This window comes from Citrobacter sp. Cf118 (genome assembly GCF_030334095.1).
Taxonomy (GTDB): Bacteria; Pseudomonadota; Gammaproteobacteria; order Enterobacterales; family Enterobacteriaceae; genus Citrobacter; species Citrobacter freundii.
On record NZ_JAOWES010000089.1, the window covers coordinates 340,056 to 361,176 of the forward strand.

General features: G+C 44.7%; 21 protein-coding genes. 13 read left to right on the top strand and 8 right to left on the bottom strand.

What is annotated here, in order from left to right; translation table 11 throughout:
- The first annotated feature begins 3 nt into the window (after positions 1–3).
- The 12 genes from OGX67_RS25210 to ugd all read left to right on the top strand — a co-directional run bounded on the left by OGX67_RS25210 (position 4) and on the right by ugd (position 12,479).
- Positions 4–414 (top strand): sugar 3,4-ketoisomerase, encoded by a 411-nt coding sequence (locus tag OGX67_RS25210; protein ID WP_194857594.1) that lies wholly within the window; start codon positions 4–6, stop codon positions 412–414.
- The gene (locus tag OGX67_RS25215) at positions 401–874 is read left to right on the top strand and encodes an acyltransferase (protein ID WP_257651204.1); all 474 of its coding nucleotides are present in this window, start codon (positions 401–403) and stop codon (positions 872–874) included. Before OGX67_RS25210 ends, OGX67_RS25215 begins: the two co-directional genes overlap by 14 nt.
- Positions 861–1,967 (top strand): DegT/DnrJ/EryC1/StrS family aminotransferase, encoded by a 1,107-nt coding sequence (locus OGX67_RS25220; protein WP_257651205.1) that lies wholly within the window; start codon positions 861–863, stop codon positions 1,965–1,967. The genes OGX67_RS25215 and OGX67_RS25220 overlap by 14 nt, the downstream gene beginning before the upstream one ends.
- Positions 1,967–3,244, top strand: coding sequence for an O-antigen translocase (locus OGX67_RS25225; RefSeq protein ID WP_257651071.1), 1,278 nt, complete (start codon positions 1,967–1,969; stop codon positions 3,242–3,244). The genes OGX67_RS25220 and OGX67_RS25225 overlap by 1 nt, the downstream gene beginning before the upstream one ends.
- Positions 3,241–4,278, top strand: a complete 1,038-nt coding sequence (locus OGX67_RS25230; protein ID WP_257651072.1) for a glycosyltransferase family 4 protein — start codon at positions 3,241–3,243, stop codon at positions 4,276–4,278. The genes OGX67_RS25225 and OGX67_RS25230 overlap by 4 nt, the downstream gene beginning before the upstream one ends.
- A gap of 34 nt (positions 4,279–4,312) precedes the next feature.
- Positions 4,313–4,870, top strand: a complete 558-nt coding sequence (gene rfbC, locus OGX67_RS25235) for a dTDP-4-dehydrorhamnose 3,5-epimerase (RefSeq protein ID WP_194857598.1) — start codon at positions 4,313–4,315, stop codon at positions 4,868–4,870.
- A gap of 129 nt (positions 4,871–4,999) precedes the next feature.
- Complete coding sequence (locus OGX67_RS25240; protein ID WP_241745221.1) at positions 5,000–5,902, top strand: EpsG family protein; 903 nt, start codon at positions 5,000–5,002, stop codon at positions 5,900–5,902.
- Entirely contained in the window at positions 5,895–6,794 is a 900-nt protein-coding gene (locus OGX67_RS25245) for a glycosyltransferase family 2 protein (protein ID WP_194857600.1), read from the top strand. The genes OGX67_RS25240 and OGX67_RS25245 overlap by 8 nt, the downstream gene beginning before the upstream one ends.
- A gap of 14 nt (positions 6,795–6,808) precedes the next feature.
- Positions 6,809–7,888 carry a DUF1972 domain-containing protein gene (locus OGX67_RS25250; protein WP_194857601.1) on the top strand — a complete coding sequence of 360 codons (1,080 nt, stop codon included), beginning with the start codon at positions 6,809–6,811 and terminating at the stop codon, positions 7,886–7,888.
- A 47-nt stretch (positions 7,889–7,935) separates the two neighbouring features.
- A complete protein-coding gene (locus tag OGX67_RS25255; RefSeq protein WP_257651073.1) occupies positions 7,936–9,558 on the top strand; it encodes an LTA synthase family protein in 1,623 nt (540 codons plus the stop codon).
- 149 nt (positions 9,559–9,707) lie between these two features.
- Positions 9,708–11,114, top strand: coding sequence for an NADP-dependent phosphogluconate dehydrogenase (gnd, locus tag OGX67_RS25260; RefSeq protein WP_257651074.1), 1,407 nt, complete (start codon positions 9,708–9,710; stop codon positions 11,112–11,114).
- Positions 11,115–11,312: 198 nt separating this feature from the next.
- Positions 11,313–12,479 carry a UDP-glucose 6-dehydrogenase gene (gene ugd, locus OGX67_RS25265; RefSeq protein ID WP_257651075.1) on the top strand — a complete coding sequence of 389 codons (1,167 nt, stop codon included), beginning with the start codon at positions 11,313–11,315 and terminating at the stop codon, positions 12,477–12,479.
- A gap of 58 nt (positions 12,480–12,537) precedes the next feature.
- Here the strand turns inward: ugd and OGX67_RS25270 are convergent, their stop codons facing one another.
- Entirely contained in the window at positions 12,538–13,542 is a 1,005-nt protein-coding gene (locus OGX67_RS25270) for an NAD-dependent epimerase (protein ID WP_257651076.1), read from the bottom strand.
- Positions 13,543–13,941: 399 nt separating this feature from the next.
- Between OGX67_RS25270 and wzzB the strand changes: the two genes are divergently transcribed.
- Positions 13,942–14,925 carry an LPS O-antigen chain length determinant protein WzzB gene (wzzB, locus tag OGX67_RS25275; RefSeq protein WP_257651077.1) on the top strand — a complete coding sequence of 328 codons (984 nt, stop codon included), beginning with the start codon at positions 13,942–13,944 and terminating at the stop codon, positions 14,923–14,925.
- 60 nt (positions 14,926–14,985) lie between these two features.
- Here wzzB and hisIE read toward each other — a convergent pair whose 3' ends face one another.
- The 7 genes from hisIE to hisD are packed head-to-tail and all read right to left on the bottom strand — an operon-like array spanning position 14,986 to position 21,120.
- Positions 14,986–15,597, bottom strand: coding sequence for a bifunctional phosphoribosyl-AMP cyclohydrolase/phosphoribosyl-ATP diphosphatase HisIE (gene hisIE, locus OGX67_RS25280; protein WP_257651078.1), 612 nt, complete (start codon positions 15,595–15,597; stop codon positions 14,986–14,988).
- The gene (gene hisF / locus OGX67_RS25285) at positions 15,591–16,367 is read right to left on the bottom strand and encodes an imidazole glycerol phosphate synthase subunit HisF (RefSeq protein WP_049002716.1); all 777 of its coding nucleotides are present in this window, start codon (positions 16,365–16,367) and stop codon (positions 15,591–15,593) included. The genes hisIE and hisF overlap by 7 nt, the downstream gene beginning before the upstream one ends.
- Positions 16,349–17,086 carry a 1-(5-phosphoribosyl)-5-[(5-phosphoribosylamino)methylideneamino]imidazole-4-carboxamide isomerase gene (gene hisA, locus OGX67_RS25290; RefSeq protein ID WP_049002717.1) on the bottom strand — a complete coding sequence of 246 codons (738 nt, stop codon included), beginning with the start codon at positions 17,084–17,086 and terminating at the stop codon, positions 16,349–16,351. Before hisA ends, hisF begins: the two co-directional genes overlap by 19 nt.
- Positions 17,086–17,676 carry an imidazole glycerol phosphate synthase subunit HisH gene (gene hisH, locus OGX67_RS25295; protein ID WP_048218057.1) on the bottom strand — a complete coding sequence of 197 codons (591 nt, stop codon included), beginning with the start codon at positions 17,674–17,676 and terminating at the stop codon, positions 17,086–17,088. Before hisH ends, hisA begins: the two co-directional genes overlap by 1 nt.
- The gene (gene hisB, locus OGX67_RS25300) at positions 17,676–18,743 is read right to left on the bottom strand and encodes a bifunctional histidinol-phosphatase/imidazoleglycerol-phosphate dehydratase HisB (RefSeq protein ID WP_257651079.1); all 1,068 of its coding nucleotides are present in this window, start codon (positions 18,741–18,743) and stop codon (positions 17,676–17,678) included. The genes hisH and hisB overlap by 1 nt, the downstream gene beginning before the upstream one ends.
- Entirely contained in the window at positions 18,740–19,819 is a 1,080-nt protein-coding gene (gene hisC / locus OGX67_RS25305) for a histidinol-phosphate transaminase (protein ID WP_044701948.1), read from the bottom strand. The genes hisB and hisC overlap by 4 nt, the downstream gene beginning before the upstream one ends.
- On the bottom strand, positions 19,816–21,120 hold the full coding sequence (gene hisD, locus OGX67_RS25310) for a histidinol dehydrogenase (protein ID WP_257651080.1): 1,305 nt from the start codon (positions 21,118–21,120) through the stop codon (positions 19,816–19,818). The genes hisC and hisD overlap by 4 nt, the downstream gene beginning before the upstream one ends.
- Position 21,121: the final 1 nt, after the last annotated feature.

The following is a 21,121-nucleotide window of genomic DNA, read 5'->3' on the forward strand; positions in this document are numbered from 1 at the left end:
CTGATGGATCTTCAATTAATTCCATTGCAAAAGCATGGTGATGCTCGGGGTTTATTAGTAGCGCTCGAAGAACAAAGAAACATTCCTTTCGAAATCAAACGCATCTACTACATATTTGATACGCTTCAAGGAGTGAGGCGTGGATTTCATGCTCATAAAGCAACTCGTCAGGTTGCAGTTGTCGCACGAGGATCGTGTAAATTTCATATGGACAACGGGAAACATACAGAGGAGCTTGAGTTAAGCGATCCTGCTGTTGGTTTACTTATTGAACCCTACGTCTGGCATGAAATGTATGACTTCAGCGAAGACTGCATACTTATGGTCATTGCTAGTGATTATTATAACGAAGAAGACTACATTCGTGATTATGACGATTTTATGAGAATGATTGATGACAATGAATATTCATAAATTAAGTGATGTTCAGTCAACAAATATCGGCGAAGATACTCGTATCTGGCAATTTGTTGTAATTCTAAAAAATGCAGTTATTGGCCGTAATTGTAATATATGCGCCAATACGATGATTGAAAATGATGTTATTATTGGTAATAACGTCACTGTTAAAAGTGGCGTATATATTTGGGATGGTATAACGATTGAAGATGATGTATTCATTGGGCCTTGTGTAGCATTTACTAATGATAAACATCCCCGATCAAAAATGTATCCTGCGGCCTTTCTGAAAACCATTGTGAAAAAAGGGGCATCTATTGGTGCTAACGCCACTATTTTACCAGGAATTGAAATAGGGGAAAAAGCAATTGTAGGGGCTGGAAGTGTCGTGACTAAAAATGTACCACCTTATGCTGTTGTGGTCGGTAATCCAGCTAAAGTTGTCAAATGGATAAACAATGATGAAAAAAATTAATTTTCTAGACTTAAAAGCTATTAATGTACGACAAGCTCAGGAACTAACACAGACATTTACAAGAGTCTTAGAGTCTGGTTGGTATATAATGGGTGAAGAATTAAAGAAATTTGAAGAAGAATTTGCTGCATACTGTGGCGTTAAATATTGTATTGGTGTTGCCAATGGGTTAGATGCGCTTGTTTTAGTGCTCAGAGCATGGAAAGAGCTTGGCCTTATCAATGAAGGTGACGAAGTCCTGGTTCCTGCTAATACGTATATTGCATCCATTCTGGCTGTTACTGAAAATAAGCTCATACCCATCATGGTTGAGCCAGATATCGATACTTATAATATTAATCCAGAATTAATTGAGAAGCATATCACGAATAGAACAAAAGCTATTCTGCCTGTTCATCTATATGGGCAATTATGTGATATGAATTCTATTCAGAAAATTGCTAAAAAACATAATCTTCTGATTCTTGAGGATTGTGCTCAGTCACATGGTGCTGAATTAGACGGTATCAAATGTGGTGCTTTAGGTGATGCTGCAGGATTTAGCTTCTATCCGGGTAAAAATCTCGGTGCCTTAGGGGATGCTGGTGCTATCACAACTAATGATCCTAAACTGGCTGATGCAATTAAGGCATTGCGGAATTATGGGTCACATAAAAAATACGAAAATATATATTTAGGACAGAATAGCCGTCTGGATGAATTACAAGCAGCATTTTTAAGTGCAAAATTACCGTACTTGGCTGATGATACGTTGATTCGACAAACGATCGCTAATCGTTATCTTAATGAAATTAAGAATAGTAAAATTACTCTGCCTAAGGTTTCTCAGCAAGCATCACATGTTTGGCATTTGTTTGTTATAAGAACCTCAGAGAGGGAAACTCTGCAATCCTATTTAGCTGAACATGGAGTGCAGACCCTGATTCACTACCCGATCCCACCACATAAACAAGCTGCTTATAAGCAGTACGAAAACCTTCAATTACCAATATCAGAGAAGATTCATGCAGAAGTATTATCACTTCCGATAAGTCCGGTAATGAATGATGATGAAGTGGATTATGTTATTGAAGTGATAAATAATTATAAATAATGAAAAAATTTCTCCAGGTTACGATGTTAACTGCGATCTATACGTTTTTGAAAATGGTCGCAGGATTTGTTGTGGGGAAAGTTGTCGCTATTTATACTGGCCCAGCGGGATTAGCAATGCTGGGTCAAATACAAAGCTTGATGACCATAATAACTGGAATAACAGCTGCTCCGGTTAGTACCGGATTGGTGAGATATACAGCTGAAACATGGCCAGAGGGTGAGCAAGCATGCGTGCCATGGTGGCGCGCATGTGCGAAAATCTCCGCTGTACTTTTTTTAACTATTGTTCCTCTTACAATCCTATTTTCAACTCAGCTGTCATTGCTACTTTTTGAAACCCAAAAGTATGGATGGTTAATTATATTTGCATCTTGTGTTCTACCATGCTCTATAGTTAATACAATGATCGCATCTGTTCTTAATGGGCAACAGCACTTCAAAAAATTCATTTTTTTAGGTATGTTGTCGGTTATTATTTCAACCGCCATCATGTCACTTTTGGTCATCTACTTTGGTATTAATGGAGCACTTATTGCGACGGCACTAAATGGCGCAATAGCTGGCATTGTGCTGTTCCTGTCATGTATTAAACAGTCCTGGCTAAGGTTCCGTTTTTGGTTTGGTAAAACGGAACCGTATCATATGAAAGCTATCGGGAAATATACTTTGATGGCATTAACTACGGCTGCAGCTGGCCCTGTTTCTCTTATCTGTGTTCGTAATATTTTAGTAGACCAAACTAATTGGAGTGATGCCGGACACTGGCAAGCCGTTTGGAAAATATCTGAGGTTTATCTGAGTGTTGTGACTATTGCGCTTGCAACATATTTTCTACCCAAACTGGCAATTTTGAAAGATAGTATCTTAATAAAGAGAGAAATAAATACCACTCTTCCCTATGTAATGGGGATAACAGTCTGTATGGCATTAGTTATTTACCTTCTTCGTGATTTTAGCATTACCTTGCTTTTCACAGAAGAGTTTAGAACTGCCAGAGAACTGTTTGGTATGCAGCTTATTGGCGATGTAATTAAAATAGCTGGTTTTATGTATGCATACCCTTTACAAGCGCAAGGGCATACAAAGCTATTTATAAGCACGGAAATTTTATTTTCGCTATTATTTGTTGCAAGCTGTTATGTATTAGTCGGGATTTATGGTGTGCATGGAGCTAATTTAGCCTATACATTTACCTATACAGCTTATTTCATATTTGCATTTATATTTACAAATTTTGTAAATGTTAAAAGCCGTAAAAACGAGGGTGCTCTTTGAAGATTATTATCCCTGTTGTCGGGTTTGGTAAAGCCGGTGGTGAGCGCGTGCTTTCAAAGTTAGCAACAGAATTAAAAAACTTTGGCCATGATGTGGTTTTCATAGCACCAGAGCATAGTGGTGAACCATATTATCAGACTTCCGCCACTGTCAAGTATAGTAAGTTTAATAAGCAAGGAAGCAAAGTAGCCAGATTCTTTAGTCGCTATTTTAATTTATGGCGCGCTTGTTTACGAGAGAAACCTGATGCAGTCATAGCGAACCTTCACCTTGTTGCTTATTTAGTTGCGCTGTTACCTATCGCAACCTCAAAGAAATTTTACTATATACAAGCATATGAGGTCATGTTTGGTCAAAATAACCTGTCTCGTTTAATTGCCTATGTAACGTATCTTCTACCGCTGCGAAAAATAGTAAACCACAAGGATTTGCTACCAAAAAAAATCAATAATATTGAAGGTGTTGTGCCCGCAGGGATTGATTTGAATTTATTCAGGCCAGAACTACCGGTTCGTTCTGAGCCTGTAAGATGTATAGGCATAATTGGACGGAAAGAAAGACATAAAGGAACTAATGAAACTGTTGATCTGATCTGTAACTTGAAAATTACTAGTAACATTACTCTAAATGTTGCTATTTACCTTAGTGATGAAAATAAGCAAAAACTAGAGAAAGCAAAAATTAATTGGAATTATTACGATATAGCTTGTGATGAGGAACTGTCAGCCTTTTACAAAAGAAATCAACTTGTCATAGCTACTGGACTTATTGAGGATGGTGCATTTCATTATCCCTGTGCTGAAGCTATGGCTTGCGGTTGTTTAGTGATATCCAATTATGCGCCGCTAATAGATACAAGTAGTAATTTCAGCATCCCAACTTTTGATAGCGCTATTATTACTACAAAAATAGAAAAGGCATTTTCACTGAAAAGTGAAGAACTTGATCATGAGATACAACAGAATATGCTTGCAGTAAGTCAGTATAGCTGGGACGTAGTTGGACGTAAATTAAACGCAATACTTCATAAGTAATGCATTATGCTAAAAGTATGGAAAGAAACGAAACATGAAGATCATCGAAACATCTATCCCTGATTTGTTAGTGCTCGAGCCAGCAGTTTTCGGCGATTCGCGTGGCTTTTTTATGGAGAGTTTTAATCAACAGATTTTTGAAAATGCCATTGGCAAACAAGTGAATTTTGTACAAGACAATCACTCAAAATCTGTGATGGGCGTTCTGCGAGGTTTACATTACCAACTGAATCCATGTGCTCAAGGTAAACTGGTTAGATGTACTGTTGGTGAAGTGTTTGATGTAGCAGTTGATCTGCGTAAGGATTCGCCAACCTTCAAACAATGGGTGGGGGTGACTCTTTCCGCAGAAAATAAGCGACAATTTTGGATCCCGGAAGGATTTGCTCACGGATTTTTGGTGACAAGTACGGAGGCTGAGTTTTTATATAAAACAACTGATTACTATGCTCCTGAAGTTCAAAAAGCTATTGCATACAATGATCCTACTTTAAACATAGCTTGGCCTGAAATTGGTATTGATTATATATTATCAGCGAAAGATAAAGATGCGGTGTTGTTTGAATCGTTAAAAGTTCAAGATTTATTCTAACCGAACTGTTGCCTTTATCATGAAAGGCAACAGAAAATTAAATGTTGTTATACCTATAGTATTTATATGAGTTATGATAATAAACTAAACAATCGCAATACAAATTTCATGAACATTTCATATTTTGTAATGTTCTCTCTCTCTGTTATTGGTTTTTTCCTGTCTAACACTCAGTTTATTGGCTTCAGCCGTGATTATGAGAATTACAAATTAATATTTTCTGGACAGGAGTCTGGTGTAGTATTAGAGTTTTTTTATCGAGTATTAATGCTGTTTACCAGAAACTATGAGTATATAATTCTGATAGTCTCATTATTAGCTATGCTCATTAAGTTGCGTTTTTTAGCTCGATACACAAAGAATAACCAGGCTTTGCTTGTTTTTCTTATTTATTATGCTTCAATAGCTGTATGGTTACTTGATTACACCCAGTTTAGAAATGGGCTTTGTGTTTCAGTACTAATGTTTTCAATGTATTATTTATTTAACAAACAATTAGGTTTATATTATCTGGCTGTTTGTCTGGCAATTACTGCTCACTGGTCAGCGCTACCATTCCTGTTGTTATATCCATATGTTCATAGTAAAAATATAAGACTCTTAGGTAACATAATTGGTATCGCTCTGATTCTAATATTTTTGATGGGCTATTCTGAAGGATTGATTCTTTCAATACGGGAATATGGTCTTGGGCAGAAAATTGGCAATGATGATCATGTTAATCTGATTAACTCACTGTCATTGACATTTGTTGCATGGTATATACTTTCGATGATGGTTATCGAATCTAAAGTTCGGGGCCTCTATCGTTATTTTTTTAGTTTTGCTATTCTGCAATACACTATATTTGTACTGTTTTCCCTGCCTGTCTTAGCATTTAGAGTGTTGGAGATGTATTTATTCTTGATGTTGACAATAGATATCTTCATTAATAAAGACAAACCGGGTTTACTACCTCTTTTGGGGAAAATTATTATAATTATATATTTGGCATTTTACTATCATGTTCTTTTCGGAGTTGTTAATGGATAAGCATATTGGTGCTGTAATTGTAACTTATAATCCTATAATAGCCAGGATGTATGAATGTATTGATTCTTTAGTTAAGCAAGTTGATAGGGTTATTATTGTTGATAACGGCTCTGATAAAGCAGAAGAACTAGAGCAATTGAAAAGCGATAGTACTGAAATTATCTTTTTGAATGAGAATAAAGGCATCGCATTTGCACAAAATCGTGGGGTAGAGGCGGCACTTCAAAAATATGATGCTCAGTATCTCTTTTTTTCAGATCAGGATACTGTGTTTCCTTCAGATACGATTGAAAAATTGCTTACCTGTTTTAACTTACACAGTTCTGCACATGATAAAAATATTGGCTGTGTATCGCCTTTTTTTAACGATCATCGGACTGGCTATGTTCATCCCTCTGTATCATTAAATTTATTTACAAGTACTAAAACAATCTCTCAGAGCGACTCAGAAGATCTCTTTCCATCACATGTAATTGCCTCTGGAATGCTAATCTCCAGAGATGCCTGGGAAACGGTTGGGCCTTTTCGTGAGGACTTGTTTATTGACTGGGTTGATACCGAGTGGTGTTGGCGTGCACATTCAAAGGGATATAAAACGGTGCAAACTCCCTCAGTAATGATTTCTCATGAACTAGGTTATGGGCAAAAGAATTTTGCTGGTCGTTCTGTGACAATTCATAATTCATTCAGAAATTATTACAAAATACGTAACGCACTTTATCTTATGTTGTATTCAGATTATGAATTTAAATATCGATATCATCTATTCTTTCACTCTGCAAAGAATATTATTTTTGAAGTGCTTTACTCAAAAAATAAAATAAAATCGATAGGAGTTGCTTGGAAAGCGATTTCTGATGCATTTCTTAAGAAGATGAATAAAGGTAATTAATTTAAAGGTGTAAAATGAGTAGCTCTTCGTGTAAAAAAATTGCTGTGGTAGGTACGGTTGGTATACCAGCATGTTATGGTGGATTTGAGTCTTTAGTTCAAAACTTGGTTGATTATCAATCTGACAATATAAAATATCAGGTTTTTTGCTCATCCCCAAAATATGATAAAAAATTGGAAAGTTATCACAATGCTGAACTAATTTATCTGCCTCTTAATGCGAATGGTCCATCTAGTATTTTATACGATATTCTGTGTCTGCTGGTATGCTTAATTAAGAAACCTGATGTGGTGTTAGTTCTCGGTGTTTCTGGATGCATATTTTTACCTTTTTATCGTTTATTCTCCAGATCACGAGTAATAACCAATATAGATGGCCTTGAATGGCGTCGGAATAAGTGGAGCAATAAAGCTAAATGGTTCCTGAAAAAATCAGAAAAAATTGCAGTTAAATATTCTGATATTGTCATTTCGGATAATCAGGCGATTGCTGAATATGTGGAGAGTGAGTATGGGCGCAAGAGTGAAGTTATTGCCTATGGCGGTGATCACGCTGTTGCAGTCAATACTGAAATCCATTTAGACAAAAATGTAGGGCAGGACTATTTCTTTGCACTGTGTAGAATTGAACCAGAAAATAATGTAGACATGATTCTCGAATCATTTTCTGCATCGGATGTACGTCTGAAATTTATGGGAAACTGGGATAATAGTGAATATGGCATAGCGTTAAAGAAAAAATACATGACCTTTTCGAATATTGATATCCTTGATCCAGATTATAACATTGCCAATTTATATTCTTTGCGTAAACATTGCATTGCATATATTCATGGTCATTCCGCAGGTGGTACTAATCCATCGTTGGTCGAAGCAATGCACTTCAGTATTCCTGTAATTGCATTCGATTGTACCTTTAACAGATATACAACCGATAATCTTGCCCTTTATTTTTCAGATACCAATGAGTTGAAACTTGCTGTTGATGAATTACAGCGTGGACTAAATACGAATATGGGGCAAGAATTAAAAGAATATGCTAACAAAAAATACTGCTGGAAAAACATAGCCGCATTTTACGAAAGATTGTTTTAAATTTTCATGTGATTGTTATTTTACTGAATCATTAATGTTGAATTATAATGAAACTAAATAAACTAGTGGTATGCATTTTAAGTTCTGCATTACTATATGCTGCGATTTTAGTGTATGCCGATAGATTAGATCTGTTGTTTTGCTTTGTTATCGAATTTATCTTTATTTGCGTTGCGCTCAACTTTATCACTGTCGCTATTATAAAAAGAATAGTATGGGGCCTTTATTTTGTTGTTTTAGGTATTCAGGCCGCATCTTTATTCTCGTCAGGGCAATACCTGATGCCGCTTGCATTATCGAATAGTGCAGAGTTTGAGGCGTTGGGTATAAAAACGTTCGTCAAAGTCGTGGGCGTATTTCTTGTTTTTGTCTTATTCTCACAAGTCTCAGTCTGGCGTGGTAGAGCAACAACCAATAAAATAGTAAATATTACATTTGCGATTATTTCTCTGATTGTTTCATTCTTTGCTCAGGGACCTATTTACGAGTTGTATACAACAGTAAAATATTACTATTTACAGGTGACATTCAAACCTAATGCAAAAATCGGTGAGGCGGGAAATGTTTTTTTAAAATCTAATTTTTTTACGCAACCAATAGAATCAAGTTTAAATTTTAAAAACTATAATGTGATTGTTATTTTTGCGGAAGGAATATCCTCCGAGGTTATTGGTAAAACGAATGGCCGAACGTTTTCTGTTACCCCCAATATTGATCGATTGAAAAATGAAGGGATAAATTTCACGAATTATTTCAATCATACCGCTGCAACTTTTCGTGGCTTGCGCGGACAGTTGACATCGGGTTTTCAGTATCGTGACGGAGTTACAAATGAAGGCACAGGTATAGATCAATTATCAACAACGGAAATTGATAATATCTATCTTCATCGTCAGGTTTCTCTCCCGGAAATTTTAACTAAATTCGGTTATCATAATTATTTTATTGCGTCTACGGAGAAAAGTAGTCCGCTGAACACAATGCTTAAAACGCTCAGGTTTGATAACGTGTTAGGGATGGGGGATTTTGTCGGTTATCAAAATGATCGAATGACAGACAAACAGACATTCAACGCATTGCAAGATTTTTTGCGTTCAAAAGAAAAAGATCATGAACGATTTTTTATTGGTGTTTATCCTTCGGGGACACACCACGGGCAAGATAGCCCTAATGAGAAATTTTCTGACGGCAAGAATGCATATTACAATAAATTCTATAACTATGATTATCAATTAGGAAAGTTTGTTGATTTCTTTAAGAACAGCAGTTTTTATGACAACACATTGCTGGTCATCACCACAGATCATGCAACATTTCCATCAACTGACTATAAAAAAAGTTTCAATAGCACCGCACCATTCTTTGTGAATCGCATCCCATTAATTATCCTCGGGAAAAACGTTAAGCCGCAAGTTGTAGATGCTCAAGGAACTAACTCACTTAGCTTAGCACCAACATTGTTACAAATGCTTGGTATCCAGTATTCAATGAATTATTTCTTGGGTTGTTCATTGTTTGATGCCACTTGTAACTCAGCGTTTTCTCATTCAACCGCTATTGGTGATGACTTTTTCATGACTAATAAAGATGGAACAGTTACCTTGTTGCCTTACAACGATGACAGTGAAGCTAAGCATCTTATTAAGCAATTTTATAATATTAGTGGTTAGCATTCCGCACCGGGGATGTGGGTATCATAGGAAGCTGCTCTTATGTTGCACCTTTAGCTATCAGCATCACCTTAAACTGAGTTAACATCTAAGCCACAATTCAAGCCGCGCATACATCGCGCGGTGACCACACCTGACAGGAGTATGTAATGTCCAAGCAACAGATCGGCGTCGTCGGTATGGCAGTGATGGGGCGCAACCTGGCGCTCAACATCGAAAGCCGTGGTTATACCGTCTCCATCTTCAACCGCTCCCGTGAAAAAACTGAGGAAGTTGTTGCCGAGAACCCGGGTAAAAAACTGGTGCCTTATTACACGGTGAAAGAGTTCGTCGAGTCTCTTGAAACCCCTCGTCGTATCCTGTTAATGGTGAAAGCGGGCGCTGGCACCGATGCTGCCATCGATTCCCTGAAGCCGCACCTGGACAAAGGCGACATCATCATTGATGGCGGCAACACCTTCTTCCAGGATACCATTCGTCGTAACCGCGAACTCTCTGCAGAAGGCTTTAACTTCATAGGCACTGGTGTATCCGGCGGTGAAGAAGGTGCCCTGAAAGGCCCTTCTATCATGCCTGGCGGGCAGAAAGAGGCCTACGAACTGGTTGCTCCGATTTTGACTAAAATTGCAGCGATCGCTGAAGATGGCGAACCGTGCGTGACCTATATCGGTGCCGATGGCGCGGGTCACTATGTGAAGATGGTTCACAACGGGATCGAATATGGCGATATGCAGCTGATTGCGGAAGCCTATTCTCTGCTGAAAGGCGGTTTGAACCTGTCTAACGAAGAGCTGGCAACTACTTTCACTGAGTGGAATGAAGGCGAGCTGAGCAGCTATCTGATCGACATCACCAAAGATATCTTCACCAAAAAAGATGAAGAGGGTAAATACCTGGTTGACGTGATCCTGGACGAAGCGGCCAACAAAGGTACCGGTAAATGGACCAGCCAGAGCTCTCTGGATCTGGGCGAACCGCTGTCGCTGATCACCGAATCCGTATTCGCTCGCTACATCTCTTCTCTGAAAGACCAGCGCGTTGCGGCATCTAAAGTGCTGTCTGGCCCGCAGGCTAAACTGGCTGGTGATAAAGCAGAGTTTGTTGAGAAGGTCCGTCGCGCGCTGTATTTGGGCAAAATCGTCTCTTATGCTCAGGGCTTCTCTCAACTGCGTGCCGCATCTGACGAATACAACTGGGATCTGAACTACGGCGAAATCGCGAAGATCTTCCGCGCGGGCTGCATCATTCGTGCGCAGTTCCTGCAGAAAATCACCGACGCCTATGCTGAAAACAAAGGCATCGCGAACCTGCTGCTGGCCCCGTACTTCAAAAACATTGCTGATGAATATCAGCAAGCGCTGCGTGATGTAGTGGCTTACGCTGTGCAGAACGGTATTCCGGTACCGACCTTCTCTGCAGCAGTAGCCTACTACGATAGCTACCGTTCTGCGGTACTGCCGGCTAACCTGATCCAGGCCCAGCGCGACTACTTCGGTGCACATACGTATAAACGCACCGATAAAGAAGGTGTGTTCCACACCGAATGGCTGGATTAATCTGATTTACTCAAACTGTAAATGCAGGCCCGGAGCGTTCCTCCGGGCTTTTTTATTGCCAAAAAATGGGATTCAGTCAGGTCCGATATCCGGTGTTGTAGCAAATCACGATATACTGGCGCAATGCAGAGCCGATGCGCCACGTTGTTGGCAGCGTGTTCACCCTCAAATGTTCAACCGGAAGAAGTTACACAGCGAATGAAGATAACTATCTCAGGAACAGGTTATGTAGGTTTGTCGAACGGTATTCTGATTGCCCAGCACCACGAAGTGGTCGCTCTGGATATCGTTCCGACGAAGGTCGAGATGCTGAATCAGAAAAAATCGCCGATCGTTGATAAGGAGATTGAAGAATATCTGGTGACAAAACAGCTGAATTTCCGTGCAACGACCGATAAGTATGATGCTTACCGCGACGCGGACTACGTTATTATCGCGACACCGACTGATTACGATCCTAAGACTAACTACTTCAATACCTCAAGCGTCGAGTCTGTGATCCGTGACGTGGTGGCAATTAACCCAAATGCGGTGATGGTCATCAAATCTACCATCCCGGTCGGTTTTACAAATTCGATTAAAGAACAGTTGGGCATCGACAATATTTTCTTCTCGCCGGAGTTCCTGCGTGAAGGCCGTGCGTTGTACGATAATTTGCATCCGTCCCGTATCGTTATTGGTGAACGTTCCGAACGAGCCGAGCGTTTTGCGGCGTTGCTGCAGGAAGGTGCGGTTAAAAAAGACATTCCGACGCTGTTTACCGACTCGACTGAAGCCGAAGCCATCAAGTTGTTCGCTAACACCTATCTGGCGTTACGTGTGGCCTACTTTAACGAGCTGGATAGCTATGCAGAAAGTCTTGGCTTGAACTCACGGCAGATTATTGAAGGTGTGTGCCTGGATCCGCGTATCGGTAATCACTACAACAATCCGTCATTCGGCTATGGCGGCTACTGTCTGCCGAAAGATACTAAGCAGTTGCTGGCTAACTACGCGTCTGTACCGAATAACATTATTGGCGCGATCGTTGATGCTAACCGTACGCGTAAGGACTTCATTGCAGATTCTATTCTTGCGCGTAAGCCTAAGGTGGTCGGCGTGTACCGTTTGATCATGAAAAGTGGTTCCGATAATTTCCGGGCATCATCTATTCAGGGCATCATGAAGCGCATTAAAGCCAAGGGTGTGCCCGTTATTATTTATGAACCCGTGATGGAGGAAGATGAGTTTTTCCACTCTCGGGTAGTGCGTGATCTTAATGCGTTCAAAAATGAAGCAGATATCATTATTTCTAACCGCATGACGTCAGAATTAGCTGATGTTGCCGATAAAGTGTATACCCGCGATTTGTTTGGTAGTGATTAATCTCGTCCCCATAAAAAAGGCCTTATAAAAGGCCTTTTTATTTTAATCAGGTCAGTAATTAAACTTTGTAGAAATTACGATACCAGTCAACAAAGTTCTTCACCCCATCTTTTACCGTGGTTTCAGGTTTAAAACCAATTACCTCATACAGTGCTTTAGTATCTGCGCTGGTTTCCAGTACATCACCTGGCTGTAGCGGTAGCATGTTTTTCTTCGATTCAATACCCAGAGCCTCTTCCAAAGCCTGGATATAGTCCATTAGCTCAATCGGTGAACTATTGCCGATATTGTAGACGCGCCAGGGCGCAATGCTGGCTGCTGGCGTGCCTGTTTCAACGGTCCATTGTGTGTCTGCGTGTGGAATGACATCCTGCAGGCGAATGATTGCTTCTGCGATATCATCGATATAGGTAAAGTCACGCTTCATTTTGCCGTAGTTATAGACGTCAATACTTTTCCCTTCCAGCATCGCTTTGGTGAACTTGAACAGCGCCATATCCGGTCGACCCCATGGACCGTACACGGTGAAAAAACGCAACCCGGTTGTGGGCAATCCGTACAGGTGGGAATAAGTATGAGCCATCAGCTCGTTGGCTTTTTTGGTTGCTGCATACAGCGACACAGGATGATCGACGGAATCATCCGTAGAGAAAGGCATTTTGCGATTCAGACCGTAAACTGAACTGGATGAGGCATAGAGTAAATGCTTAATTTTATTATGGCGACACCCTTCCAGTATGTTCAGAAATCCTGTGAGATTTGAGTCTGCATAGGCATGCGGATTTTCGAGTGAATAACGTACGCCAGCCTGTGCGGCAAGATGAATGACGCGTTCAAAATGCCCGGATGCGAAGAGTTCAGTCATTCCTTCGCGGTCGGCTAGATCAATTTTATGAAACTGGAAACCAGGCTGTGCCAGTAATTCCAGACGAGCTTGTTTAAGACTGACGTCGTAGTAATCGTTCAGATTATCAATACCGACTACTTGATGGCCAGCCTCAAGGAGGCGTTTGCTAACGTGGAAGCCGATGAAACCAGCGGCACCCGTAACCAGGTATTTCATGTTTATTCCTCTTTTTGGCTAAATAATAGCCAGGCACCAACAGGCGCTACTAAAAAGTGGAATGATACCGTTAGATGGTAAAAAAGCTAATTGTTATATTTTTTATGCTTACCATTTTTACTGGTCAGACGGTAGTTATTCATGATGTGAATTCATTAAAATGAATTGTAAAGTGCAACGATTGGCGGGCATTAAATCTGATTGTTGCTGTTTTTTTGCTCATGAAAGTGTTCTTTGAGTAATTTCACTTTTGTTTAATCGTATTGATTTCCAGTAGTGATTGAAATACCAATCAAAATCCCTCAAACAATTTGATTTTTTTATCATTAATCCTATGGTATTGCCTCAATTTATAGCTAAACTAATCCCAGTTTAAGTCTTTCCTTATCTAGGGTTTCTATGTCTGTAAGTGATAATAACATGTCCGGGCGCAGTCATGATCCGGAACAGATTGATCTGATTGATTTACTGGTACAGTTGTGGCGCGGGAAAGTAACAATCGTTATTGCGATTGTTATTGCCATAGTGCTTGCTGCGGGCTACCTGGCAGTTGCTAAGGAGAAATGGACTTCAACAGCCATTATCACTCAACCGGATGTTGGTCAGATAGCCACATATAACAACGCCCTCAATGTGTTGTATGGTGCCAGTGCGCCTAAGGCCACTGAACTTCAGGAAAATGTGATCGGTCGTTTCAGCACCTCTTTATCCGCATTGGCGGAAACGCTGGATAATCAGGAAAAGCCTGAAAAACTATCGATTGAGCAGTCTGTAAAAGGGCAACCATTACCGTTGGCGGTTTCTTATGTGGGTGGCTCACCAGAAGACGCTCAGCGTCAGCTCGCCGAATACATTCAACAAACAGATGAAAAGGTTGCCAAAGAGCTGGAACTTGACCTGGTTGATAACATCAAATTGCAAACAACTACGTTGCAAGACTCTCTGAAAACTCAGGAAGTGGTCGCTCAGGAGCAAAAAGATCTGCGAATCAAGCAAATCCAGGAAGCGCTGCGGTATGCACTGCAAGCGGGTGTGACTAAGCCGCAAATTCAGCAGACGCAGGATGTTACACAGGACAGCATGTTCCTGTTGGGTAGTGATGCCCTGAAGTCCATGATTGAGCACGAATCTACGCGTCCGTTAATATTATCTGACAACTACTTTCAGACTAAGCAAAAGCTGTTGGATATCGAAAATCTTAAGCTTGAGGGGGCCGAGTTACACGCCTATCGCTATGTGATGAAACCAACGTTGCCGGTTCGTCGTGACAGTCCGAAAAAAGCGATTACCCTCGTGCTGGCGGTTCTGCTCGGTGGGATGATTGGTGCCGGTGTGGTGTTGGGGCGAAATGTTCTGCGTGGTTACAACGCAAAAGCAGAGTAAGCCTGAACCTGACAACAAAAAACCGGGCAGTGCCCGGTTTTTTCATATCTGCTCTGCAACTTACTGATGACGCTTACGTAAATTCTCAATCACCGTCGTCAGGTCAAGGTCCTGATCCTGCAGCAGCACCAGCAGGTGATACATCAGATCAGAGGCTTCATTTGTCAGCTCAAAACGGTCGTTCACCGTCGCAGCTAGCGCGGTTTCTACGCCTTCTTCACCCACTTTCTGTGCGATGCGTTTGGTGCCGCTGGCATACAGTTTCGCGGTGTAGGAACTGGCTGGGTCAGCGGTTTTACGTTCGGCCAGCAGTTGCTCAAGCTGATACAGGAACAGCCACTGGTGGCTGGTGTCGCCAAAGCAGCTTGAGGTGCCTTTATGGCAGGTTGGGCCAATCGGGTTAACCAGCACTAGCAGAGTGTCGTTGTCGCAGTCAGGCGCAATGCTTACCACATTCAGGAAGTGACCGGATGTTTCTCCTTTGGTCCACAGGCGCTGCTTAGTCCGCGAGAAAAAGGTCACTTTGCCGCTTTCGAGCGTTTTATCCAGCGCCTCCGGATTCATATAACCCAACATCAGCACCTCACCGGAAACCGCATGCTGCACGATGGCTGGCATCAGCCCGTCGGTTTTTTCCCAGTCCAGCTCGCGGCATTGTTGCTTCGTTAACATATCCTGATCTCCACGCCCTGTGTTGCCAGGTACGCTTTTAATTCGCCAATATTGATGATTTGCTTGTGGAAGACGGAGGCAGCAAGCGCGCCGTCAACGTCGGCATCCCGGAAAGCTTCAAGGAAGTGTTCCATGGTGCCCGCGCCGCCGGAGGCAATCAGCGGGACGTGGCAAACGTCACGTACTTTTTTCAATTGTTCCAGGTCATAACCGTTACGTACGCCGTCCTGATTCATCATGTTCAGGACGATTTCGCCCGCGCCGCGTTTTTGGACTTCCTGCACCCAGTCCAGTGTTTCCCACTGCGTGACGCGGGTACGGCTTTCATCCCCGGTATACTGATTAACGTGATATTTGCCGCTGTCGGCGTCATACCAGGTATCAATGCCCACCACGATGCACTGCACGCCAAAGCGATCTGCCAGACGGGTGATAAGTTCCGGTTCGGCCAGCGCCGGGGAGTTGATGGAGATTTTGTCCGCCCCGAAAGAGAGGATACGTGCCGCATCGTCGATGGATTTAATGCCACCGGCAACACAGAACGGAATATCGATCACTTCCGCCACGCGTGATACCCAGCTTTTATCCACTACGCGGCCATCGCTGGAAGCGGTGATATCGTAGAACACCAGTTCATCTGCGCCTTCATCGGCATAGCGTTTTGCCAGTGGGACAATGTCGCCAATAATCTCGTGATTGCGGAACTGAACGCCTTTTACTACCTGCCCATCGCGGACGTCCAGACAAGGAATTATGCGTTTTGCCAGCATTGTATGGCCTCCTCAACGGTGAACTTTCCTTCCAGCAAGGCTCGTCCGACGATAACACCACGAACACCGGTCCCGCGCAGGGCCGCTACGTCCTCGATTCCACCAATACCACCAGATGACTGAAACGCCACCTGCGGATATTTGGCGCACACTTCTTCATAAAGCGCGACGTTTGAGCCTGCCAGCGTGCCGTCGCGGGAGATATCGGTGCACAGCACGTGCTTCAGGCCGACGGGTAAATAGGTCTCAACCAGTTCTTCCAGTGAAACCCCGGAATCTTCCTGCCAGCCGCTAACCGCTACCTGTTTGTTCCCGCGCTCGTCAATACGAACGTCCAGTGCCAGCACCAGCGCGTCGGCACCAAAACGAGCAAACCAGCTCTTGACTTCCTCGGGGGATTTTACCGCCGTCGACCCCACCACTACACGCGCAACACCAGCGTTAAGCAGCGCTTCAACATCCGCTTCGGTACGCACGCCGCCGCCAACCTGCACTGGAACGTTGACGCCAGCGACCAGCGTTTTAATCAGCGGGATCTGGCGCTGCGCCGGGTCTTTCGCGCCGGTTAAATCAACCAGGTGCAGTACTTCGGCCCCCTGGGCGGCGTAATCCTGCAAACGGGGGAGCGGATCGTTGCCGTAATCACGTTGCGTTGCGTAATCGCCCTGATGAAGACGCACTACCGTGCCATCGATTAAATCTAATGCCGGAATAATCATTACATCTCCAGAAAGTTTTTCAGCAACTGCGCCCCAGCCGCGCCCGAACGTTCCGGGTGAAACTGTACGCCAAAGAAATTGTCTTTTTGTACTGCCGCGGTAAACGGTTCGCCGTAATTGCACTGGGCGATGGTCCACGGGTTTACCGGCATAGCGTAGCTGTGTACAAAGTAGAAATACGCGCCATCTTCAATGCCCTGGAACAGACGATTTCCCGCTTGTGGATAGACGCGATTCCAGCCCATGTGCGGCAGCGGCAGACCGAAATCGGTCATCTTCGGGACATCCTGCTCAATAATGCCCAGCAGGGATACGCCGTTACTCTCTTCGCTGCGACGACCAAGCAGTTGCATGCCTAAGCAGATCCCCAGCACTGGTTGCGTACAGGCTTTGATCAGCTCAATCAGTTCACGCTCGTGCAACTGGTCCATCGCCGCCTGGGCGGTACCGACGCCTGGCAGAAACAACTTATCGGCTCGCAGCACTACGTCCGGGTCGCGGCTGACAACAGGATCGTATCCATGGCGTGCGACGGCGGATTTTACCGAGTGCAGGTTGGCGCAGCCGGTGTCCAGAATCACCACGTCCATTACAGCACTCCTTTTGAAGAGGGCAGCGTGTCGCCTTCGACGCGAATCGCCTGACGCAGCGTACGGCCAAAGGCTTTAAACAGGCTCTCCACACGGTGGTGGTCATTTTTGCCTTTGGTTTTCAGGTGCAGGGTGACGCCCATGGTGTAAGAGAGTGAGCGGAAGAAGTGTTCAATCATCTCTGTGCTCAGATCGCCAACGCGCTGGTAGGTAAACTCCGCGCGGTACTCCAGGTGCGGGCGGCCGGAGATATCCAGTGCGCAACGCGCCAGGCACTCGTCCATCGGCAGCACAAAACCAAAACGGTTGATGCCGCGTTTATCGCCTAATGACAGTTTTAAGGCTTCACCCAGCGCCAGACCGGTATCTTCAACGGTGTGGTGATCGTCTATATACAGATCGCCCTTAACGGCTATCTCCATGCGAAAACCGCCATGGGTGGCGATTTGGTCCAGCATGTGGTCAAAGAAGCCAACGCCGGTATTGATTTTGCTGCGGCCTTCGCGGTCCAGCCAGACTTTGACGTCAATCTGCGTTTCTTTAGTATTACGCTCAACGTGTGCGTAGCGGTCACGTTTGGTCAACTGCTCGCCGATCATTGCCCAGTTCAGGGTGTCGCGATGGTAACGTACTCCGCTAATGCCCATGTTTTCAGCGAGCTGAATATCGGTTGCCCGATCGCCAATCACGTAGCTGTTCGCCATATCCATGGCCTGTTCAACCAGATACTGTTCAACCAGCTTCACTTTTGGCTTACGGCAATCGCACTCGTCCGCTGGCAGGTGCGGGCAAATCAGTACCTCATCAAATGTCACACCCTGAGAGGTGAAAATTTGCATCATCAGGTTATGCGGACCGTCAAAATCAGCCTGTGGGAAACTCTGCGTTCCTAGTCCATCCTGGTTAGTGATCATAACCAGCTTAAAACCTGCTTTTTGCAGTTTCAGCAAAACGGGAACAACTTCCGGCTCGAAGGCGAGTTTGTCAAAGCGATCGACCTGAAAGTCACTTGGCGGTTCGGAAATCAGGGTTCCATCACGGTCAATAAAAAGATACTTCTGGCTCATACTTGCTCCGCACGTAAGGCGTCAATGACGCGCTGGCTCTCTTCACGGGTTCCGACAGTAATTCGCAGGCAGCCGCTTAACGAAGGTTGTTTATTCTGATCTCGTAAGATAATGCCCTGATCCCACAAAGATTTAAATACGCTACTTGATGCGGTGAAGCGCGCCAGAACATAGTTGGTTTCAGAGTCGAAAACCTGTTCTACACAGCGAATTGTTTTCAGGTTATCTACCAGATACTGACGCTCTTCCAGGATCTGCTCTACGCGTTTACGCATGGCGGAAATCCCTTGCGGCGTCAGGGCCTGGGCGGCGATATCTGCCACCGGCGTAGAGAGTGGGTAAGGGGCAATCACCTTTAACAGCAGATTGATAACCTCTTCATTCGCCAGCGTAAACCCGCAGCGTAAACCGGCGAGAGCAAACGCTTTTGACAACGTGCGTAATATCACCAGATGCGGATACTCAGACAGCCAGCCTGCCAGCGTGGCCTGCGGGCAAAACTCAATATAGGCCTCATCAGCGACCACAATAGCTTTACCCTGGGTCATTTCGAGCAGTGAACGCAGATCCTGCGGGTTAATCAACTGGCCGGTTGGGTTATTAGGGCTGCAAACGTAGACCACCTTCACGCCATCAATCTTGTCCGCGATGCCTTGCAAATCCAGTTGCCAGTTATCAAGAGTCGGGACGGTGCGGCATTCAACACCAATCGTTTCGGCGCTGACGCTGTACATGCCGTAAGTCGGCGGGCAGTAGAGAATGGCATCTTTACCGGGTTCGCAAAACGCGCGCACCAGCAGCTCGATCCCTTCATCTGCGCCGCGGCTGACCAGCACCTGCTCCGGTTTGACGCCAGCATACTGCGCGTAATTCTCAATCACCGCTTTCGGCTGACACTCCGGGTAGCGGTTCAGCGTTTGCTGACTGAGCTGGAACTCCACGGCGGTGGGATATTCATTCGCGTTGAGCCAGACATCGCCGTTACCGCCGAGACGACGGGCAGACTGATAGGGCGTTAATTCGCGAACATTCTTACGGGCTAAATCAGTGACGCTGAGAAAGTTGTCAGTGCTCATGCTTGCTCCTTCAGGGCGTTAACGCGCAGGGTAACGGCATTTTGGTGGGCAGTCAGTCGTTCAGCAGCGGCCAGTATTTCAATGGTTGAGGCCAGGCCAGAGAAACCTTGTGGGGTTAATTCCTGTACGGTCATCCGTTTCTGGAAGTCAGCCAGCCCAAGGCTTGAGCAGGTCGCGGTATAGCCGTAGGTCGGAAGAACGTGGTTGGTGCCAGAAGCATAGTCGCCTGCGGATTCCGGCGACCAGTCGCCGAGGAACACCGAACCGGCGCTGGTGATCTCATCAACCAGTTCACGTGCGTTGCGGGTCTGAATAATCAGGTGTTCCGGACCGTAGGCGTTAGAAATGGCCACGCACTGCGCCAGATCTTTGGCGATAATCAGCCGACTGGCACTGAGCGCCTGGCGGGCGGTCTCAGCGCGGGAAAGCTCAGCGAGCTGGCGCTCTACGGCTTTGGCAACGCCTTCGGCAAGCGTAGCGTCTGGCGTCAGTAGGATTACCTGCGAGTCGGGGCCGTGTTCTGCCTGAGAAAGCAGGTCAGAGGCAACAAAGTCCGGCGTCGCGCCGCTGTCAGCGATAACCAGCACTTCGGACGGGCCAGCAGGCATGTCGATGGCCGCGCCGTCAAGACGCTGGCTAACCTGGCGTTTGGCTTCGGTCACATACGCATTGCCCGGCCCGAAGATTTTATCGACCTTAGGAATAGATTCGGTGCCCAGCGCCAGCGCGGCAATGGCCTGTGCGCCGCCCACATTAAACACCTCTTTTACACCACACAGCTGCGCGGCGTAGAGAATTTCATCGGCAATCGGCGGTGGTGAGCACAGCACCACTTTTTTGCAGCCGGCGATGCGCGCCGGGGTCGCCAGCATTAATACGGTAGAGAACAGCGGCGCCGAACCTCCAGGAATATACAGGCCCACGGAAGCGATAGGGCGGGTAACCTGCTGGCAGCGCACACCCGGCTGAGTTTCGATATCCACCGGTGGCAGGATCTGCGCGGTGTGGAAAGTATCAATATTACGCACCGCCATCTGCATAGCTTGTTTCAGTTCGTCGCTCAGGCGACTACTGGCTTGCTGGATTTCTTCCTCGGTGACGCGCAGCGCGGCGACCTCGGTTTTATCAAACTTCGCGCTGTATTCACGCAGCGCCCGGTCGCCGTTATTTTTGACGTTCTCAAGGATCTCGGCCACCGTACGGCTGATGCTTTCCGAGGCGGAAATAGCCGGGCGCATCAGCAGTTCGCGTTGCTGCCCGGGGCTACAGCTATTCCAGTCAATCAGGGTATTGAAGCTCATG

What these genes read in the sequence shown, in the direction of transcription:
- OGX67_RS25210 (WP_194857594.1), top strand. Translation starts at nt 4, where the DNA reads ATGGATCTTCAATTAATTCCATTGCAAAAGCATGGTGATGCTCGGGGT.
- OGX67_RS25215 (WP_257651204.1), top strand. Translation starts at nt 401, where the DNA reads ATGAATATTCATAAATTAAGTGATGTTCAGTCAACAAATATCGGCGAA.
- OGX67_RS25220 (WP_257651205.1), top strand. Translation starts at nt 861, where the DNA reads ATGAAAAAAATTAATTTTCTAGACTTAAAAGCTATTAATGTACGACAA.
- OGX67_RS25225 (WP_257651071.1), top strand. Translation starts at nt 1,967, where the DNA reads ATGAAAAAATTTCTCCAGGTTACGATGTTAACTGCGATCTATACGTTT.
- rfbC (WP_194857598.1), top strand. Translation starts at nt 4,313, where the DNA reads ATGAAGATCATCGAAACATCTATCCCTGATTTGTTAGTGCTCGAGCCA.
- OGX67_RS25240 (WP_241745221.1), top strand. Translation starts at nt 5,000, where the DNA reads ATGTTCTCTCTCTCTGTTATTGGTTTTTTCCTGTCTAACACTCAGTTT.
- OGX67_RS25245 (WP_194857600.1), top strand. Translation starts at nt 5,895, where the DNA reads ATGGATAAGCATATTGGTGCTGTAATTGTAACTTATAATCCTATAATA.
- OGX67_RS25250 (WP_194857601.1), top strand. Translation starts at nt 6,809, where the DNA reads ATGAGTAGCTCTTCGTGTAAAAAAATTGCTGTGGTAGGTACGGTTGGT.
- OGX67_RS25255 (WP_257651073.1), top strand. Translation starts at nt 7,936, where the DNA reads ATGAAACTAAATAAACTAGTGGTATGCATTTTAAGTTCTGCATTACTA.
- gnd (WP_257651074.1), top strand. Translation starts at nt 9,708, where the DNA reads ATGTCCAAGCAACAGATCGGCGTCGTCGGTATGGCAGTGATGGGGCGC.
- ugd (WP_257651075.1), top strand. Translation starts at nt 11,313, where the DNA reads ATGAAGATAACTATCTCAGGAACAGGTTATGTAGGTTTGTCGAACGGT.
- OGX67_RS25270 (WP_257651076.1), bottom strand. Translation starts at nt 13,542, where the DNA reads ATGAAATACCTGGTTACGGGTGCCGCTGGTTTCATCGGCTTCCACGTT.
- wzzB (WP_257651077.1), top strand. Translation starts at nt 13,942, where the DNA reads ATGTCTGTAAGTGATAATAACATGTCCGGGCGCAGTCATGATCCGGAA.
- hisIE (WP_257651078.1), bottom strand. Translation starts at nt 15,597, where the DNA reads ATGTTAACGAAGCAACAATGCCGCGAGCTGGACTGGGAAAAAACCGAC.
- hisF (WP_049002716.1), bottom strand. Translation starts at nt 16,367, where the DNA reads ATGCTGGCAAAACGCATAATTCCTTGTCTGGACGTCCGCGATGGGCAG.
- hisA (WP_049002717.1), bottom strand. Translation starts at nt 17,086, where the DNA reads ATGATTATTCCGGCATTAGATTTAATCGATGGCACGGTAGTGCGTCTT.
- hisH (WP_048218057.1), bottom strand. Translation starts at nt 17,676, where the DNA reads ATGGACGTGGTGATTCTGGACACCGGCTGCGCCAACCTGCACTCGGTA.
- hisB (WP_257651079.1), bottom strand. Translation starts at nt 18,743, where the DNA reads ATGAGCCAGAAGTATCTTTTTATTGACCGTGATGGAACCCTGATTTCC.
- hisC (WP_044701948.1), bottom strand. Translation starts at nt 19,819, where the DNA reads ATGAGCACTGACAACTTTCTCAGCGTCACTGATTTAGCCCGTAAGAAT.
- hisD (WP_257651080.1), bottom strand. Translation starts at nt 21,120, where the DNA reads ATGAGCTTCAATACCCTGATTGACTGGAATAGCTGTAGCCCCGGGCAG.